Source organism: Candidatus Liberimonas magnetica (genome assembly GCA_020523885.1).
Taxonomy (GTDB): domain Bacteria; phylum Elusimicrobiota; class Endomicrobiia; order Endomicrobiales; family JAFGIL01; genus Liberimonas; species Liberimonas magnetica.
This window is the reverse complement of sequence record JAJAPY010000017.1, coordinates 31,358-53,385: the sequence shown is the minus strand read 5'-3', so window position 1 is coordinate 53,385 and position 22,028 is coordinate 31,358. Positions and strand designations below refer to the sequence as shown.

At 35.7% G+C, this 22,028-nt stretch carries 1 protein-coding gene (cut by a window edge); it reads left to right on the top strand.

Features of this window, described 5'->3' with window-relative positions; genetic code table 11:
* On the top strand, positions 1-22,028 hold the 3' portion of the coding sequence (locus LHV68_11290; GenBank protein MCB4792450.1) for a GNAT family N-acetyltransferase. 13,603 nt of this gene lie to the left of the window's left edge; only the last 22,028 of its 35,631 coding nucleotides appear in the window; its start codon lies off the left edge, out of view; it ends in the stop codon at positions 22,026-22,028.

Genomic DNA, 22,028 nt, shown 5'->3' with positions numbered 1-22,028 from the left:
TGCAAAGAACCTTAAATCTTTTAATTTCTTTGCAGTCAATCATAGCCACAATTGTTTGGAGTATCGGTTCGAATTATGTATCTACTCAATTAAGCACAATTATTCTATTATCTTTTATAATACCTTTTGTAACAGGCATTGGCTTATCCATGTTCCTGCACTGGACATTTATTATTATTGGCAGAGATAACTATTTTTATGACAGCCGCATCAAAACGATCAACGGTTATATAACGCCGGAATTAAAAGAAAATATAAGCAAAGCAATAACTAAGGCCGATGAAATAAAAACACTTATTGATTCGTCTATCAGCCTTATTGATAAATTATATCAGGCTAATAGATCAAACAAACTTGTTCTTAAAACAATAAAATCAGCAAAAGAAGATATTATTCGTTTATCCCATGCATTGATGAAAGCGCTGCATAATGCCGATGAGAAATTGGCTATTACTGCCTTAGATTCCATATTAGAGGCTGTCAAAAGACTGGAGAATACTAAAGATAATGAAGGTTCAAAGGATGCAACTAAACAACTAAGCGATAATAAAAATAAACTTGAAAAGATTATTTATGACTCTAAAATCCGCTTCCAAAACAAGATAAAATCAATAGAAAGTGAAACATATAACCCGGCAGATGTATTTGATGTATCAAACCATTACATCGGGCACTGGTATAGCGTCCTGGGAAATAATCAAAGCCTGTCAAGTGATGATATTGATTCTATGAGAGACGACCTTAAAAAAATTATAAAGATCACTCCTATTTCATTTAAAACTGAAGAAATTGCGCACAGAGACAAGATTATGAACCTCTACGGGCATCTCCAGATACTTTTAGATTTAACGTTTGATAAAATATCTGAACTAAATAGTGAAGAGAGTGTAAAATTAAATCCTGAGATCAAAGCCTTGGCTGAAATGTACAGCTATGTAATCGCCTATTGCAAAATCCACGGTTATATTAATAATATAGAAATTCTTTCAAAATATGAGATATCAAAAAACAGCACTTGGTATTTCTTGGAGAAAACACATCTGATGGATTTAGTAAGACTGATATTTGGCGTAAGCGTCGGCTCTGCCTTATCAAAGAGATACATATTAAAACTCATGCAAAATATTATTAATTCCGGGAATTATATTATCCTTGGTTTATATAATAAAGAGGAACTTGACAAAGAACAAGAAACTTATTTCAGAAGTAAAAATAGTCATACATATTTTGAACTGGGCATGTCAGAAGGGTGGAGAGTAAGAAGAATGCTTTCAAGGTTTTTGCCTTTAGTCCTGCTTTTAAAGCCCTTTGTAATATATTTTATCTGGGGTACCAGTATAACTGCCGCTGGTTTTCTTTATTCTTTTGTTACAGGAGTAGGCCTGTTAATTCTTTTCCATTGGACACCGATAATCCTGGGCTTGTTTACTAATAGTTATAGAAAAGGCGGCAAAATAATTAAAAAATATAAAGCTATGGGTGACAAAACCTCAACCGCAGCACCTTATCATAATGATATCCTGGAAAATGAGTGCGAACAACTAAACGAAGCAGTTGATGGCGAATTACCGGATTTAGTTCTTGTCATGACCGGCAATAATGCATCTGACACTGAATATTTCAACGAATTGTTTGAAAAAAGAAATCCAAAGCTGAAAGATACCCCTTTTGAATGTATACCAAGTGCCAGCCTGGGCAATGGGATATCGTTTTTTGATTCATTTTTCATAAATAATTTGACATCAAAACACCCTGCACTTCAAGGCAAAGACCCCAGCAAACTTAGAATAGTAGTACTTAATTGTGACGGTATAGACAGAAATATTTTAAATTCTAAATTAAATATTAAGATAAGAGGAAAATCTGTAACTCCGCTTGAATTGGCGCTTCTTAACGGTATAAAAGCCTTACAGAATTTAGGTTCTACAAAAGATGGTCCAAGAGGCGGCCGGGTAGTCATTGACCCGGGTTATGCTTATTTGGGGAAAATAAAGCGTACCGGCAATATTACACTAATAGGGTCAAATGTAAGTTATAGTCAAACAGTTTCACAATCTTTATCTATTATTATGCAAAATGGCCGTCTAAACAGGTTATTTCATAAGTTTAATACAGGATCTGATCTAGCCAATCAATTGACAAAACGGTCAGTAATAGGCTTATATGATTTTAATAACCCGGATATTAAACAAATACAGGCATATACAGGAATAACTCTTTTTAGTTTTGACGACCCTGCACAGTTTAGTTCATTCTGCAGCGTTATTTCAAAACTAAAAAATCAAATAGTCCAAGAATCCTCTGGAAGGTCCCCGCCCATGCTTGAAATGATAGCTCACTTCTTGATCCCGTATATCATATTATCGAATAAAGAAAATCCTTATACATTTTACGCCAAATTAATGAATTTCATGGAACAAAACGGAGAAGCGGAGCTGTCAGCACAAGACCAGGATTTTTACTGGACAATTTTCGATTCTTTGAAGTCTTTGTCAGGTGAATCAAGATTTCAAAAAGTTGAAGTTTATACTCCTCCTGAATCTATATTTACTTCCGCAATAGCCGGTACCCGAGACAATGCCGAGTTTGAAGGACAGATGAATGCCTTTTCTGATATATCTGAACAAGCAAATAAAAAACTCTATGATAATACAAGAATAATAGAATCTATCCCGATAAAAGAAAGGCCGATAGAAGACTTGCCTGTTGATTTTACGCCCACTGAAGTTGTGCCTGTTGATCTGAGCCAAGAAAAAACACTATTAAATGGTAATTGGGGTGTAATAGCAAAAGATGGAGATATTACAACTACTGCCATGAACCTGCCTACCAACTGGGAATTAGCAGAAGGTGTCCATAATTATGCAGGTGCGATGTTGTTCCATAAGAAGTTAAATATAGCCTCAGTACCTAAAGACAAACAGATATTGCTGCATTTTGACGGTGTTGATTATTTTACCAGAGTTTATGTTAACGGCCGCCTGGTTATTTCACACGAGGGATATTTCCAGCCTTTTGAAGTTGATATTGCTCCATACTTAGTAGCAGGAGACAATGATATTGTCGTAGAAGTCAATTCGCCGAATGAACAAGCAGGCTATGCACATACTTATTCGACAATCTGGCCTCAGATGAAAAGACTGCTAAAAGGTATATTCCAAATATGGGATTTAAGGCCTGGTTCCAGGTTGGTTCCATATACGGAAGACTGGAATCCCATGGACGGCCAGGATATGAATACCGGAGGTATATGGAATGATGTCACTCTAATTGTTAAAGATAAAGTAAGAATAGAGAATGCTAAGATTACTACTAATTTAAATAAGGGGCCAAAGGGAGATGCCAATATAGCTATTGAGATAAACGGAGAAAATAAGCTGGATGTAAACCAAACTGTTATATATGAAATAATAATCAGAGACCCGGATGGGAACATTTTAAACGAGGATGGGAAACCATTAACTCCACGTGAGAAAATATTTGAACCATATACTAAAAAAGTTACACTAGAACTTGTTCCGGGACAGAATAAACAAATAGTTGATGTCACTATACCGGACCCGCAGTTGTGGTGGACTTGGGATCTCTGTGACCCGGGTCATAAACCGGCTTTATATGATGTTGAGATAACTCTTTCTCAAGATTCTAAAAAACAACGTTTAGATTCTTACAAAAATCAAGTTGGCATCAGAGAAATTAAACAGGCTGATGACGGCACCTGGTATCTGAACGGAAGAAAAATTAAGCCCAGAGGAACAAGTTATGTTTCCAGCCTGATGCTTAGCCAGAGCAAAGGTTTTTTTGAAAGAGATATAGAACTATTAAAAAAACTCAATATGAACCTGGTCCGGGTCCATGCCCATGTAGAGCCGTATGAATTTTATAAGTTATGTGATGAAAATGGAATAATGGTCTGGCAGGATTTTACACTGCAATGGCAGTATTCTGATTCAGAAGAATTCAGACATCAGGCTGTAAAGCAGATAGCTGAAATGGTCAATATGCTCTATAACCATCCTTCAGTAGTATTATGGTGCTGCCACAATGAACCTGCCTTGTCCGGCCAGACAGATAAGTCAAAAACCTTAGACCAGCTGATGTTTGAAAAAGTCCGCAGATTAGACAGGTCAAGAATAGTAAAAGAGTTTTCCGGCCATGATGAACATATTTATCCTGAATGGTACATGCCTTCATTTATGTATCGCATATATAATACGGTTTTTCCATCTGAATTCGGGGCACAATCCCTGCCCTCAGAAGAGATGATAAGGAGAATGCTTGTAGGTGTAGCGGACGACAAGGATGAAGAAAATAACTGGAATATAATAAAACAAATGGACTGGAGAAGATTAAAAAACTACTATAAATTAATGAAATCGAAACCTGATGATCTGTCTCCAGAAGACCAGCTGGCAAAGAAGGTTCTCAAAAGGCTGATATATCATAATTTCCAGCCGTATTATATGTTTGGCATGGCAGGGGTTGAGCCTGCCAAGACCTTATCCGAATTTATAGCAAATTCGCAGGACTATCAGGGTAAGTTGATAAAAAGGTATACAGAAAAATTCAGGAGAGAAAAACATTTTAAAGGCCAGATAATGTTTACCTTTAATGATATATGGAATTCTATTACCTGGTCTGTGGTGGATTTTTTCAGGAATGAAAAATCTTCTTTCGAGCTGATGCGGTTGGCCAACCAGCCTTTAATGGCGTCTGCAGTTACGAAAAATCAGGACGAGAAAAGAATACATAGTCACTGGTTTGAAGAGCTGTGGCTGGTAAACGATTTAAACATAGTACCTAATTCAAAATTGAAGATAAGCATTTTTAAAGTTGACAAAACATCCGGAGCTAGAAAGGTTATAAAGGAAAAAACGATGGATGTTGTTATACCTTCAAATGATACTACCAAACTATCCCTAGATAAGTCAGCTTGGCAGATCGGGGATGACATAGAGGCAGGTGATTATGAGATCAGGTTAGATATAATTGATGGAAGCGGTAACATCATTTCAACCAACAAGGAAAGTGAAAAAGTAATAAGGCCGACATCTATGGAAGAAATAGAACTGCAGAGAAAACACTATCTACATAAATTGATACAGTACAAGATGACAGCAGACTGGATGATTTATGCTGTTGAAACATGGATCAATTTTACTGTTATGTTAGGACTTACATTTAAAACTGCAAAAAGGTTCTTATTGAATTTTATTAGAGACTGGGTCAAGAGAGCTGATTCTGAAAATAAACCGCTTAATTTATTAGCGATAACAGATGAAAAAATTTCTATAGAATTTAATGAGAGAAGGCTTGCGGGAAAAGAACTAAGAAAAGGGACTAACCTTGGCAAAGAAATTGATCTTAGGCTTAAGAATCCTGAACCCTTAAAAACCGCAAAAAATGTGACCCTGGAATGTGACATTGACAGCTATGATGATATAGTAACAATAATATTAGTTGCAGACATGTTGAAACTATATGCAAAAAAATATGGAAATAAAGATTTCAAAGTCATATTAAAATTAAGGAATGTGCAGGAATTTAAAAACGGGGTTGACAGGCTCCTAAGCCAGCATTGTGACATCATTTATAAACATTATGGAGACAAGGAACATGTTATTGAAAAGCCTATTGTACCGCTAACTCCTGATAAGAGAAAAACCTCTGTTGTATTGCAGGATGTTCTCTATGAACATACAAGACTGCGGTCTGATGCCGACATAGCAGCAAAAAATTTAAAATCAATTCAAAGCGAATGGATGACAGAAAACAAACGTTTCTTTGGCTTTTTAAGTGATGTACCCAAAAATGCGGAAAGGATTATAATAGAAAATAAAGACGACCAGAACCCCCTTAACTGGGTAATTAAGGTACCAAAGGATATAGCCGGAAAAAATATTGTTTTAATGCATAGTACTGAAAACAATAAGGATATTATGGAACTGTGGCTTATCCTTGTTGCTTTACGTGATGCGGGCGTAAATAGTATCAGCCTCATCAATGAATACGAAAGCTATGCCAGGCAGAATAAAGTGTCCGAGGATGAATTCGGGCACAGCGGCCTAGCGGCCGATACAATGCTGACAATGATAGACGCCTTGGTTGATACGCATGTGGTTTTAAACGCTCCTTATGGAAATGGAAAAAGCGGCCAGGTTACTTTTATGGGGCATGTTTTGTATAATTTGAATGCTTTTGTCCACGTTGCTGAAAAACAATTTGAATTACTTCTTAATTCGATCCCGGAATTAGAATTGTCCGAAGAACAGAAACAATTCCTTAAAGACGGCAAGAGCCTGACTCTGACTAATGAACAGAAAGTCAATATTTATCAGCATTTAAATTCTCATCCTTTATTATTGTTATCGCCGGATATGGGGTCTTCAAGCTATGCAGAAGAAGCAGCGTTATCGCTTAAAGACAGCATCGCTAACAGGTACGGCCTGGATATACCCGTTGTAATAGAAAGCGGTTTTTTAAATAAGGACAAATTAGCGGAATACAAGGACAATAAAATTTATCAAAAATTTCCTGCCGGCAGTAAAAAATTGCCATATAAGCTGTTCGGCTGGTTGTTAATAGACGTTCTAAAAATAAACTGGTTTGCAAAATATGTGGGAGTTATATTAGAAATTAACGGGGTACCTATAAGCAATGCAACTGTCTTCCTAATTGACGATGAAATTTCAACGGGTACTACCTTAACTGCTGCAAAAAATATTTTAGTAAAAAGAAAATTTGGTGAAAAACTGATATTCCGTGGAGTTGTTCACGGCAAATTTTCTGATAAAATAAGCGAAGAGGACTCCGATATAACATGCACTAATTCAATGGATATACCTAAAAATTATGATCCTAACAGGATAGCCAACATCGGGGCCGTACTTAAATACGTAGTCAACAACCTTATAGGTATCAGCTTGTTAAGGATCTCAGGAAAAACCGTAAGCATAAACGCCATAGAATTAGTGTTACAGGGGCATAAAATATATATTACAAGAGGACTTGGCCTAAAGGGTCTGGGAAATGTCGTGGCTTATGAGGTCACGGATAACGGCATTAAATATTTAACATCCAAGGACGTGAAAGAGTATCTGGCTTATACGTCTTATGACTTAGCCTATACAGTAAAAAGCATTATATCTAATAAAGGCGTATATAAAGGGGAACCGTTTGAAGCAGAATTAAAAAGCTCAGCTGACCTGCGGACTTCTTTAGCTGAAGTTATAAAAAACCTGGTTAAACAGCTGGAATCCAAGGATGATGTTATACAGACTCTGAAGGATAAAACTATTGTTCTTTCATCTGCCATTACAGAAGAAAATAAAACTCAACCGGATTACAGGATTGAAGGGATAAGACAAATTGGAATCCTGATGCGGCAATTCATTGATTTACGAACAAGTTCCTTGACAACCAGGTACAATATAATATCAAGGTTAACTAAAGAAACTTTGAAATATCTAAAATATTTAAATGAAGCCCTAAATGAGACATTTTTAGATTTTAACAAGGATGAAAACATTATTATTATGCCTGTTTTGAAAGGCGGCGTGGTATTACAGCAGGCTATCTATGATACTTATCCTAAGGCCAAAGTATGTCCTGTAACAAGTGAGCGATCTGCCAGCGGCCCTGTTCTAAATTATGGGATCGACTGGAAAGATAACCCGGGTAAACTTCAAATACAAGGGGGCAATATAATACTTGCCGACTCTCTCCTTGTAACCGGGAATACAATCATAGATATTATTGAAGATTTACTCCCGGAAAATCCAAAATCAATAACTATCCTTAGTATTTACGACCTACCTGACGGGATGGAATCAATAGCAAAAAAAATAAAGGAATGGGAAGACAGATTCCCTGATACTGATATCAGGATGCTTGTAGCTTGCCAGGCCGATGTCTCAAACGCGGGCAATGTACCATACCCGTATGCAGGAGATGTAGGAAATGAATTCAGTAAGGATGCTACAGATATCCTGCACAAGCTCATGGATGGTACTGGAATAGCAGGAATTATAAACGAATTTCAGTCCAAGTACACAGAAAAAAGAAACGAGCAGCTAAAAAGAGAGATTATAGTCAGACATCAAAAAACCCGGTTATTAAAGGAAAATGTTTTTACAGTTGATTTTTGGAACATTAACTTTAGATCTAACCTGGAGCAATTGATTGCTGTTTTGAGTTTAATAGGAATAAGTTTAGCCTTGGGTTCATATTTTACATTTGTTTTAAATAACGTTTTATTGATTATAACTTCTTCTGTTTTCTTTTTAACATTTGCCGTACTTCTATTAAAACCGATATATTCATTAATATCAAATATGTCGCTTGCGATAAATTCCGAAATAGCTTTAAGCCGTATGCCAAAAATTAATATACCTTCAACAATAAATGAAGTCTCCCTTGATATATACGATTCATCTAACTTGGACGGAAATGAACTTGTTAAATGGATTCAGGAACAGTTTAAACGCCAAATGAAGTTAGATGACGAAGGCTGGGATAATCTATCTTTAGATATTTTCCGTTTAATGGAATTCGTTATCAAAGCAAGGAAATCAGGTGTAAGAAAAATTAAGTTCAATGCTTATACGGCTAAGCCGACAATATTCAAGAATTTTACCGAATTGAGCCTGTCAGGAACATTGAAATGTTCAGTAAATATCTTTTTTAAGATGAATCAAAACCGCAGCGATATTGCAACAATTAACAAGATAACTGATTCAATATTGATAAAGGCAAGGCATAAACTAGCTTTCAGCTATAAGGCCTATATGTCAACAACAGATATCGTAAAAAATCACATAATAACGCATGACTTTAGCCGGAAAGATGAAGAAGCAAGAATGAGGGCAGAAGCTGATATTAAAAATTTAGCTGAGGAATTATCTAATTCAGCAGATATTTCAGAACAAGGTAAAGGAAAGTTATTTAGAGAAGCCATAGATTTAATTACTGAATATAAAGAGGGTTTTAATATTAAATTCTTTACTCCGGATAATCCGTTAAAATCAAATATAATGAATCCCTTTACTGACTCAAGTGTAATATTCATAGATCCAAAATTAGATGAAGGCAAGTACACCGTTTATATAGACCTTGATTTCTGGAATAGCTCTATTCTAGGCAAAGAAGATGAAAAGCGAAACGAGAATCTCAGGATTGTTTCTTTATTGGCTAATATTTCCAAACAGATTCATTACATGGACGTTATGCATCTTAGTCATTACCTTGATGCTAAGCGGTTTACATACGACGAGCTATCAATAATGGCAAGGATGAAATTAGTCACAACGATCAGAGAACATGTTTCCCAACAAACTAAAGACCAGGAGCAGTTAGGCCTTATAGAATTAGGAAGGATGAACAGAGAAGGAAATATGTATACCGCAAGTGTATTTGGCCCGATTTTTAACAGGTCTATTGAGGAATATATTCAGAAGACGCTGATAGAATCGGCTGACAAGAACCTGCTGATCACTTGTCTCCGGGACAGAGCTACACCTTTTAGGAGACTGATATTCGAATTTATCCAGACTAATATTGTAACAAGTATATATTATCTATTAAATAAGTTAAAGATTATGAATTTTATTTATTTTATAATAGATTTTCATAATAAGTTTTATTTCGCGCATAAGGATATAACGAAAACAATAGAAAAAGCTAAAAAGATTGAAACCACCATCCAAAGAATATCTTCAAGTTATTCTAAAGGCGAATCTAACGAACTGATACAAATGAGGTTAGGCGATGACTTCAGTAAACTTAACGAAAACCTTTTAGCCTTAAGAAAAGAATTGAATGGGCTGATGATACCTCTGGCTGATTGGCTGTTCATAAGGTCCATGGGAGAAACGAACTCATACGGGCTTACGGGTGAAGAACGTAAAATCTATGTTGAACAAATAAGCTTTGTGCTTCTTTGCCAGGTTATAGCACAGATAGAAGATGTTTTAAACAGTAAAGATACTGCTATAGATATAGAGCAATTGCAGATAAAACTTCAGATCTTAATTAGCAAACTAGAAACAGTTAATAAATTGGTGCAAAAAAGCAGAGAAAAAGACAAGCCTTCTCAGGTTAAGACAAAAATACCGGTATTGAAAAACATGCCCAATCCATTGGCTAAACAAAAAAAGGAACATACCGCTTCTTCTCCCGAACAACTTATTGAAGAATCTAAAGAGAAACTTTTCGATGAAGGCATTCTATCTGCAGTAAATCCAGAACCCGGTATTCTTTCGCAAACTAAAAAGAAAAGAAAAGATAATTTGGGTAAAGGGCCTGTTGAAGTTGCTCCTATACTATTACCCGGTACTGCCGCAGAAATTGTGGACCAAGCCGTTTTAATTAGTAAAATACGATACCATATAATTATAAAAGGGGTATTAAATAGCCTTAGGAATGAAGACCTTCCCTGGCCCAAGTACCTGGTAAACAGGACGTTTTCTGAACTTTACAAAGAATTGACAGATTATTTAGACACTGTTGACCTAAAGGACCCGGCTGTAAGAGGCGGGATTTCTATCCTGTTTAAAAAACATCTTAGACAATATGACTTCTTCAATGATCCTTTTATTGAAAGTATTACAAAAGGTATACCTGATAGGGCCAATAATCCTAATTTTCTGCCATTTGAAAAATATGACAAGGACAATGCGCTGGAATTTGTTAACTTGCTGGGGGTCGGAGGAAGTTTTGCCAGGATATTAGTTAAGGATAAAAACGATTCTTCCAAATTAAAAGTCTTATTAATCCCATTAAATGGAAGCAAAGAGGCCGTTAAAGGACTAAGGATTATATTACAGAAATTGGCTCCAGTTAAAAGAGTTTCACAAGAGGACCCGCAAAGTCTTGATAGATTTGAGGATCAAGCCTTATTATTGGAATATTTCGAAGGGAAAAACATTTTGAGCGAAGATGTTTATAACTCTTTAACAAATAAATCTTTTATTGAGCTAACAAATATTGTCGAAGCTGCACTTAAGTGCGGATTTTACCCGGTCGACATATATAACAGTATACTATTGGGGAATGATGGTTTACCCTTTATTATAAATGTTGCAGATTTTGATCCTTTAGTTCAGCCAGTGACAGATTCGGAAATAAAATCTGCCTCTTCCTTCGTAATCAATCAAATAAGAAGAGATATAATTACAGATGCCCTGAAAATAATCCCGGTATGGCCGTTAGATGATTTTAGGGCCAAACGGGTTAAAAATATTGAAACTATGCTTGATAATAAACCAGAGCTAACAATACAAGAAGCAATTGATGAAACAAAAAAAGGAAATTCTAACCCTCTCGTGTCATCAATAACAACGCTAAAAATAAGGTCAATTCCAATATTAGGTTTCTTTTTTAGGAACCTAGACACTGATCTTGCCATATTCCTAGACACTTTCAGGGTTTCAGCTGCTTTATGGGTGGCGGCAGTAATATTTGCACCCATTATTGAAGCTAAAGAATTAATGGGTATTTTTACCGGTATTGGTATGGAAAGTTTGACGTATGCTTCAGTTAACAAACTCCTGAAGTGGGAAGATATTGAAAAGAATGAAAAACTGGATAAATTCTTAAAAAAACACCGCAGTTATGACAGTAATCGGGATATCCTCGTTTCTGGAGTTAAAAGTATATATGATGCCGTTAATTCTTCTTTAAACAAATCAATATTCTCTATTTGGTTAAGCAATATAATCTCCCATGCGCTGCATAATAATACCGCTCTTTTATATTTAAAAGCTCCTCCTATAATTGAATCAACATCTGATTTAACCGTACGAACAAACAAAGGGGCCTTATTAAGATTTAATGTAAGCCGTTTTCCCGGAAAAGAACTTAAAGAAGGAACGGAGCTTGGCCAGGAGATAGACTTAAGGATAAAAGATCCGGAATATTTAAAAACCGCAGAATATGTGACAATTGAAACCAACATTTATAACTATGACGATGTTGTAAAAATAATAGCTGCAGCAGATATGTTAAAACTGTTAGCAAGTAATTTCGGAAACACGCATTTGATAGTCAAATTAAAATTAATAAATGTCAACAAATTCAGCAATAGTATAGACTCTCTTTTAGCCCTTCATTGCGATGAGATTTATCTAAGCTCGGCTAATTATGAAAAACCATACCGGATCGAAAAACCTATTATACCCTTGAATGACTCTAGCAGAAAATCATCTGTTTGGATACAAGATGTTTTATATGAACATGGCAGATTAAAAGATGATGCTGATATGGCAGCGAAAAATCTAAAAGTAGAAGGCAGCAAAAGAATAATTATAGAAAACAAGGAAGATGAGAACCCTCTTAATTGGGTAGTTAATGTACCGCAGGCTATAGCAGGGAAAAATGTAGTTTTAATCCATTCTACTGAAAATAATAAAGACATATTGGAATTATGGCTTATTTTAGCTGCATTGCGCGACGCCGGTGTAGCCAGCATAAGCTTAATTGATGAGTATGAAAGCTATTTAAAACAGGATAAAATATTTGTTAATGAATATGGCTATAGCGGTATAGCTGCAGACACAATGCTGAAAATGATAGATGCCTTTGTTGATAACCATGCTGTTTTTAATGCACATTTTGGCGATGAAAGCGGCCGAACTAGTTTTATGGGGCATGTCTTATATAATTTAAACGCATTTGTACAAGTTGCTGAAAAACAGTTTGAAATACTGCTGGATTCAATTCCAGAATTATTGTCCGATAAAGATAAAAAATCTCTCAAAGACGGCAATGGCCTGACCCTGACCCCTGAGCAGAAAGTTAAGATTTTGCTGTATTTAAAATCTCATCCGTTGCTTCTGTTGTCACCTGATGTCCGGTCACCGAATTACATAGCCGAGGCAGTTATAGGACTTAAAGACAGCATTGCTACCAGATACGGGTTGGATATTCCAATTCAAATAGAAAGCGGTTTAGTCTATAAAAATAAAAACATTACTGCGAAAGTTAGTATTAATGAAAATATTTTTAGGAAATTGCCTGTAGGCCATAAAAGGTTATTATACCTTTTATTTGGCTGGTTGTTCATAGACATCCTAAAATCAAATAGTTTCGCCAACTATGTGGGTGTTATTTTAGAAATTAACGGTATCCCTGTTAACAATTCAACTGTTTTCATAATTGATGATGAAACCAATACCGGCGCCACATTAGATACTGCAAAAGAGATTTTAAGCAAGTTGCATTTTAAGAAAGAAATGATATTCCGTGGAATTGTCCACAACAAATTTTCTGAAGACATGAGCAAAGAGCACTCCGATATAATATGTACTAATTCAATGGATATTCCCAAAAATTGTAATAAAGACAGGATAGCTAACATAGGAGCCATATTGAATTATGTAGTTAACAATCTTATAGGTATCAGCTTGTTAAAGATCGAAGGAAAAACCGTAAGCATAAACTCCATAGAATTAGTGATACATGGGCATAAATTATATATTACAAGAGGCCTTGGCATAAAGGGTCAGGGAAATGTTGTAGCTTATGAGGCCACGGATAATGGCATTAAATATTTAACATCGGATGAACTGAAAGAATACCTTAAATATCTGCCTAATGATAAAACCCTGGCGCTTTCAGTAAAAAGCATTATATCTAACAAAGGCGTGTTTACCGGCAAATCGCTTGAAACCGAAATAACAACCTCGTCTAATCTTCGTACTTCTATGCTAGAAGTTATAAATAATCTGGCTAAACAACTGGAATCCAAGGATGATGCCATAAAAACCCTCAAAGATAAAGCCATTGTGCTTTCAACTGCCCTTACTGAAGAGGATATGCCTGAGGCAAAATACAGGACTGAAGGAATAAAAAAAATAAGTGTCTTGATAAGACAATTTATTGATCTTAGGGAAGGCTCTTTAACAACCAGGTTCAATATAATATCAAGATTAACAAAAGAGACATTAAAATTTTTAAACCTGAATAAGGATGAAAGAGTCATTATTATGCCTATTTTAAGAGGCGGTGCTGTATTGGAGCAGGCTATCCATGATACTTACCCGGATGCCAAGGTATGTGATGTAACAACAAGAAGAAGCGATGCTGGCCTCATTTTGGATTATGGAATCGACTGGAAAAAAGAACCGGACAAACTACAGATAGAAGGAAGCAACATAATACTTGCCGATACCCTGCTTGTAACCGGGAAAACAATCATAGAAACTGTCGAAGAATTACTGACGACTATACCTGAAGGACAAAGAGTGCCAATCAAGCCGAAATCAATAACAATTCTTAGTATTTACGATGTGCCTGATGGGATGGAATTAGTAGCAAAGAAAATAAAGGAATGGAAAGACAGATATCCTGATGTTAATATCAGGATGCTTATAGCATGCCAGGCTGATATATCAAACACGAGTAAAAGTCCATACCCGTATGCCGGAGATGTGGGAGATGAATTTTTCTTAGATAGAAAGACAAGAAAGCAAACTACTGGGTATGAAATCATGCACATGCTCATTGATGGTAAAGGAATTGTAGGAATTATAAACGAATTTCAGTTCGAGTACACCAAGGAAACAAACGAGAAAAAAAGAGAACATTTTATATATAAAAATCAAAAAATACCTTTTCTGAAAGAAAAAGTCTTTTCAGTTGATTTCTGGAAAGACGAAATAAATTCGGATCTTAAACATTTGATCTTTATGTCAGGCCTTGCAGGTATAAGTGCGGCTTTGGGGGTATACCTCATTCTTATTTTGCATAATGTTATTTTATTTATTGCATCAACTGTTTTCGTTCTGATATTTACGGGGCTTTTAATAAAATTCACATATTCATTACTGTCGCACATATCCCTTAGGATCAATTCTGAAAAAATATTAAGCGCTACACCCAGGAACATTCCTGTGTCAATAAATAATGTCTCTCTTGATATCTATGACACCTACAATCTAAATGCTAACAACCTTTCCATCTGGCTGCAAGAACAATTCAAAGAGCAGTTGAGCCTGAACGACGACGACCTTAAAAAACTATTTTCTTACTATGATTTTTACCGTTTAAGGGAATTTATTATTGAAGCAAGAAAGGCAGGAGTAAAAGAAATTAAATTCAATGATTATCCGGACGGCTTGAAAGCATTAAAAGGTTCTACTGAACTTAGCCTTTCAGGAACATTGAAATGCCCTGCAAACCTATTTTTAAAGCCTTCTATTGTAAAAGACCCTGACCATTATATTTTAATTTCCAATAAAATAATATTAATGGTATTAATAAATATAAAAAACAAACTCCATCATATTCATAATGCAGAAATGTCCGCAAGGGATATCATCGATTACCACATAGCGGATGAATATCCCCTAAGCACGGAAGAGGGAGACCTAATCTTAAAAGCAAAAACAGAAATTAAAGACTTCGGGCAAGCCCTAACCGATTCAAACGACATTTCCGAACAAAAAAAGGGCAAGACTTTCAATGAAGCAACAAACCTTATCGATAACTATTTGGGCGAATGTGAAATTATGTTCTTTGACCCGGATGAACAGGTAAAATCGTATTTAATGGACCCATTTAATGTACCTAATTTCGTATTTGTAGACCCTCAGTTAAATGAAAGCGGAAAGCCTGTTATCTATATAGAACATGATTTCTGGGAACAGTCTATTATAGGCAAAGCAGGAGAAGAAAAAGACAGTAATTTAAGGGTTGTTGCTTTATTAGCCAATATAGCCAAACAGCTTGAGGTTATGAAACTTAAGCCTCAATTAAGCCTCAGGGAATTAAACAACATAAAAAGAGAAGGAAATACGTATGCATCCAGTGTATTTGGCCCGGTCCTAACCAGATCTATCCAGGAATATATTAAGACTACATTAGTAAAGTCAGATTATAAAAACCTTTTGTTCGCTTCTGTAGATAATAGGGCACCGCCGTTTAAGAAACTGCTATTTAACCTTATGCAGACAGATATTTCCACAAGAGTATATTATTTGCTTCATAAAACAAGAATCCTGGATTTTATTTTTTCAATTGTTGACAGCTATAACAAGTCATATTTTGCCCATAATAATATTTTAACTGCGATAGACAAATCCCGCAAAATAGAAGATACCCTCCGAATAGTATCCTCAAGCCTTGCTAAAGGCGAACCTTATGATCTGATCAAGTTAAGATTAGGGAATGATTTTAATAAAATGCCCGATGACCTTATAGCCTTAAAAAATGAATTGAATGGTTTAATGATAGGTATGACAGAGTGCCTTTCTCTCAGATCACTTGAAGAAAATACTGCATATGGGCTCAAGGGAGAAGAACGCAAAATCTATATGGAACAAATTAATTTTGTACTCCTCTGCCAGGTTATTACACATATCGAAAATATTTTAAACGGCAAGGATACAGCAATGGATTTGGAACAATTATATGCTGAGTTAAAACTTCTAACAACATCGTTACATAAAGTATATGAATTTATACAAAATGGCACGAATGAGTCTCCTTCTTTTGCTGAAACTCAAAAAACAGAACCGCTTGAAGATACAAAAACAGTTACGCAGAATACTGAACCTAATAAAGAAATTACTATGATTGACCAAGCTGATACAATATATAAAATCCGATACCGCATAATTATACAAAGGATGTTATACAACCTTTTAGATCTAGAAGAATTTATGTCGTGGCCTAAAGAATCTTTAAAGGATATGTTTTCTGAACTTTATAAAGAATTGGTAACTTATTTAGACAATAATGGTTTTGATAAAACAATTTTAAGTGAAGAAGTCCGTAATATTTGCATGGAACATCTTGGAAAATTCGGCCTTGATATTTCGATGATAATTCATAACATGAATTCTATTAACAAACAAGTTAAAGATGAAGATTATTTGCAGTTAGATAAATATGACAGTTCTAATGCTCTCGAATTTGTCAAATTGCTTGGGATAGGGCAAGATTTCGCTGGTATTCTGGTAAAAGATAAAAATGACTCATTAAAGCTTAAAGTTTTATTAATTCCATTAACTAGAGGTTACGTTATAGTAAAAAACACAAGAGAAATTTTGGAAAATTTGACCACGGTTAATGGAATTGTCCAACTAGACCTGCAAAGTTTTGACAGACTTGGAGATAAAGCCTTGCTTTTACAATATATAAAAGGCGACAATATTATGCATAGATCTATAGCCGAAAAATTAAATGGTAAATTTTTCGTTGAATTGAGAAATATAATCAAAGACATTTTAAAAGCTGGGTTCTATCCGAAAGATATACACCAAAATATTTTAGTAACAAATAATGGTTTACCCATGGTTATTGATGTTGCAGATTATAGATATAGTAAACATGTTGAGCAATTGTCAGATTCAGAAATAGAAGCAGAGGCTGATGAATTGATAAACAGCATAAAAAGAGAGTGTATTTCGATTTCATTTGGGTCTTCAAACAATCAATTGGAATCTGACATAATAGCCTGCCTCGATAAAAAACCTGGAATAACAATAAAAGAATCAATTGATGAAGTAATAAGAAAGGACCTGTGGTTCAATAGATTTAAACAGATATATGAACCGATCTATCAGGAGTTTCTTGAAAATATTGATCAGGAAGGTTTTGTAACAGGTACAGAAGAATTCTTCAATGAACTTAAAGGCAAGGATGTATACCTGGCAGTTGCTACAGCCACATGGAAAGACATTATGACTAAAGCTCTGCTGTGGATTGCCAGTGCCGGACACAGCCTGCCCATAAGAAAAATGTATTGTGCAGGACAGGGAAGCAGAAATGATTATCCCTATCTCAATAAAACAGAAGCTATAAAACAGGCTTTGAAAGACAGCGTCAGAAAAGCTGACACTGCGGTTATGATAGGGGACAGCCCTGATGATATAAAGGCAGGAAAACGGGCCGGAGTCTTCTGTATAGGTGTTTATAACAGCGAGGAACGGAAACAAGAGCTTATCAAAGCTGGTGCAGATATAGTCATTCCAAACTACAATCCGGATGTACGTGGCTACCTCCTGTGGTGGATGAGGATAAATGATGACGACAAAAAGCATTCTGAACCTGATGGTGTTATTGTATGCGGCAACAGGCCTGAAAAACGTATTACATTATATGTCTCAGATTGGGACGGTACCATAGTAAATAAACCAAAAAAGTATTCCTTTACCAATGCTTTTGTCACCCTATGGAAGGAAATGCTGGATGCGAAAACAACCAGTTTATCAACCGCTGAAGTTCGTGCGCTTAAGATTAAAGGTGAACAGCTTATCCAAGACACCAAAGGCATGTCTGAGCCAGAACGCGTCAGTGCATTACTTCAACTCCTTAAGGATTCACTTGAAACAAGCGGCCAAACGGCCTCAGCCTCACAGGCAGCCGTAGGCTATTGGGACGGTGCGGTGGATGCGGTGCTCGAAAACTTGCAGGCATCAACAACGCTCGGTTCCTTAAAGGATTCAACTGATGCCATAGCTTCCGAGGTAAAGAAGGCAATTTTGGCAGGTGCTACACCGGTTGTTGATAAAAAAGATATAGACTTAAGGTTTGAAGAATTAGCACAAAAAAAGCTGGCCGTCTATCCCTCATTGGCTGGTCTGACTATAGAAGTTGAGAGGCATAGGCCCAATGAGATGGGATTAATAGAGATAGGTAAAACCAAAGATGGTAAAGCTGTCTATGGTCACTGCGGTATAGCTCAAGACGGAACCAGGCTAAAACTCCTGGTGTCTAAAGTGTTTTATGATATTTACAGTAAAGACGAGTGGGCTGACGTCATAGATACTGAGCTCCATGAGTTTTCAGCCATAAACATACAAGGCAGTGCGGAATATGAAGTGTTAAATAGTTATATTTCTGGCACATTATCCCGTCAGGAATCCTGGCACAGGATGCTGGAACAAGCGCCGGACGGAAGCCCCTACACGAAAGACAAGGAAATCCATCAGCGCTCAAGAGAGTATATCCTTTCCACTCCCTTGCCGCAAACAACAGCAGCTAAAATAACAGAGTTCGTTCGCAGGGTATATCCCGGCGCACAATTTATAAAAACACTCAAAGACATTAGTATCAACGCAGCCCGTGCACTAGGACCTGAGGCAACTACATCCCCCGGTTCTCTAATTTCTTCAATAGAAAAAGCAGAAATTATTAGAATCCTAGATAAATATGGCTATTCTGGGCTATTAGATTATATTGATAAAAACCCAGATACTTGTTCTTATATCTTGAAAATAGCTTCATTATTAGCATTATTACATAAAAAATTGCCTCAAGATACTTATGAAGACCGGTTACGTGTCTTAGGTCCTACTGTAGAAAACATTGTTGACTATGCTACCTATATTTTAAATAATTATAATACATTTGGTGGAGATCTATTATTATTTGTTGGTAGAGGTTCTATACCATTAGCTGAAGCTGTAAAATCTCTTGCGCCAAGATATAATATCAATCCTAAAAATATAATTATTTTGCCAGTATCTAACGAAAGTGAGGGAGTTTATGATAAAGATATTTTATTTGGTTATTTAAAGAGAATTATTGAACAGCAAGGTATTCGTATTGATTGTGAGCACAATATAACTATTTGCGAAGAACGGAGCACAGAACGTTCACTATCAAAGATAGTAAACAGTTTACCAGAAATGTGGCATGTTCAATGCTTCCCATTCGGAATTAAGAATCCTTATCCCCAAAGTTCCTCTTATCAAAAATTGAGTGGAAAAGACCAAGAAATAACCGATTCATCTGTAATACTAGATACACTGGCTTCCCATGCGCCAGATAGCATAGTTGCCAACATTGAGACTGCACTAATTCCCAAAATAGAAGATTATGCAAGATATTTTGTCGATGGTAGAGGTATTATAGTAATTCTTGATATTTTAGAATATATTGTACGGTCAGAGAACTCACGCACTGTAAATAAAACTACTGCGCCGAATACTGCTATGTCAGCTACATTTATCTTAAATGTATGCAAAAATATTGTCCAGCCTTTACATATGATAAAGCAGTTAGTTGATGATATTACAGGAAATTCAGTTATTGAGGACCGTTTTAAAATATTGGCAGAAAAAGCAGGGAATAGAGAACTTGCAAGGGATTTAGTTTCAAAAGTAAGCCTTCTGATAATCCCGTCAGCTATGCCGCCGGATCAAATAAAGAATTTAATAGATAAAAGAAATGAAGCTGGCGTAAAATCCTTGCCGATAACAGCCGGCAAAGTAAAAGAAGATGCAAAGAATTTTGTACTGCCTGTTTGTATAGGTACAAATACAGAAATTTATGATGATAATAATTATATACTTATTAATTTGTCTTATTATGACGGTATTCTGCATTATAGTATTATGCCAGAAGATTCTAAGAAAGCCGGCCCGGACATTGAAGCAAGAATAGGCTTAACCCTTACCCAGCAGTTAAATGAAAAAGGATTAATATCAGTTTCAGAGTTCGGTATGCAGGCCTGGGCAATTGAATATCCAAGCGAACTATCCGGTCCGGTAGAAAGCCTTTCTGCCAAAATGTACCCTGAATTAAGAAAAGTTGTAAAGCGTTCGTTCACTTTAGCTGAAAAAGAAACCGATGAGCAGCATATACTTGCAAATATCGGATTGTACCAGATGGCAAAGAACTCAACAAATAAGGGCGTAATAGGAGTTACCCAGGTTACGTTGAAAACCCAAAGAGAATCAGGTTTGGTTAACTATGCTAAGGATAATCCAAATATAAGCAGTATAATAGTTGATATAAAAAATCCTAATGAAGCAGGCGTCATCGAGAAATTGAATACTGCAAGTAAAGAACTCAAGGAAATGGGCATCCAATTGATAGTCAATATTAAAAAGGAATGGCTTGTTGAGCAATCTTTACCGATAAACTTTGATATTTATGTAGATTTGAGCGCTTCTGAAACAACCGACTTAGATACTCTTAATAATAATATTACCGCTAATAAAAATAAGGGCCTCATACCGTTAAATTGCAATATTCTGGTTTTAACAAAAAATAATGTTGATGCTGCCGCAGTCAGAAGACAATACGGCTTTGAAGTAATATATAGTATTACCACTGAAAATGAAAATCTCGATGAGGCAAGTTCATCTGTTAAAACAGCTGTTCAAAACGGTGCATCAATATCTTTAAATATAAGCGATACTATTGAAAATCCTGAACAGTTAAAACCCCTATGTGAAGAATCTATGAAGGCCAGAAGGCTGATAATAGATGAATCATACATAGATAAGAAACCGCAGCCAGGAGTATTTAAGATCGGTCTCTTAAACATGATCTGGGGAATGATACCTAAGAGCAATATCCTTTCTGAAGATGTGCGCCAGGCTGTTGCAAGAAATGAAACCTGGGAAATTGCAGATAAAATGACAACCAAAGAAGACGCTGAAAAGTTATTTATTAGGCTCAAACCTATTTTTGAAAAAATAGAAGCAATAGATACTATTCTTTTAAGAATGTCAAAAAATGAAGTTGTCAGTAAAGAAGAAATATGCACTGCCATTAATAATCTCTATGGCCAGATAGATGCAGCAGACAATATTAAGAAACTAATAAAAGTACTTATAGATAATAAAATTAAAAGCCTTATAGAAAAGATTAAATCAGAAGAAGACCCGAATATTATCAGGATTTACCTAAGTGAAGCAAGGGCTGCAATTATAGGTTATATGGGAGGAGTTTCCTTTGGCGTAGTTAACTCCAGAATCGCTGATTTTGATACACTTGCAGGCACTTTAAAACTTGATGAAATAAAAGCCATCATTAATAATATTGAAAAAAGCAGAATTAATCCTTCTATAAAAATGCCGAATAACCCTAACTTAATAGCTTTAAAAGATAACCTAAAAAGTATATCTTTTTTAGTTGGCAATGAGGCATCTTTTTTAACTGACGATGAGGCATGGACATTAATAGGAGAAATGCTCCAGTTCTATACTAAAGACAATGATCAAAAAATACCTTTTAAAAAAGAGATACAAACAGGCATAGTAATCGGCACTAAACAGATATTAAGCGCCGCATAA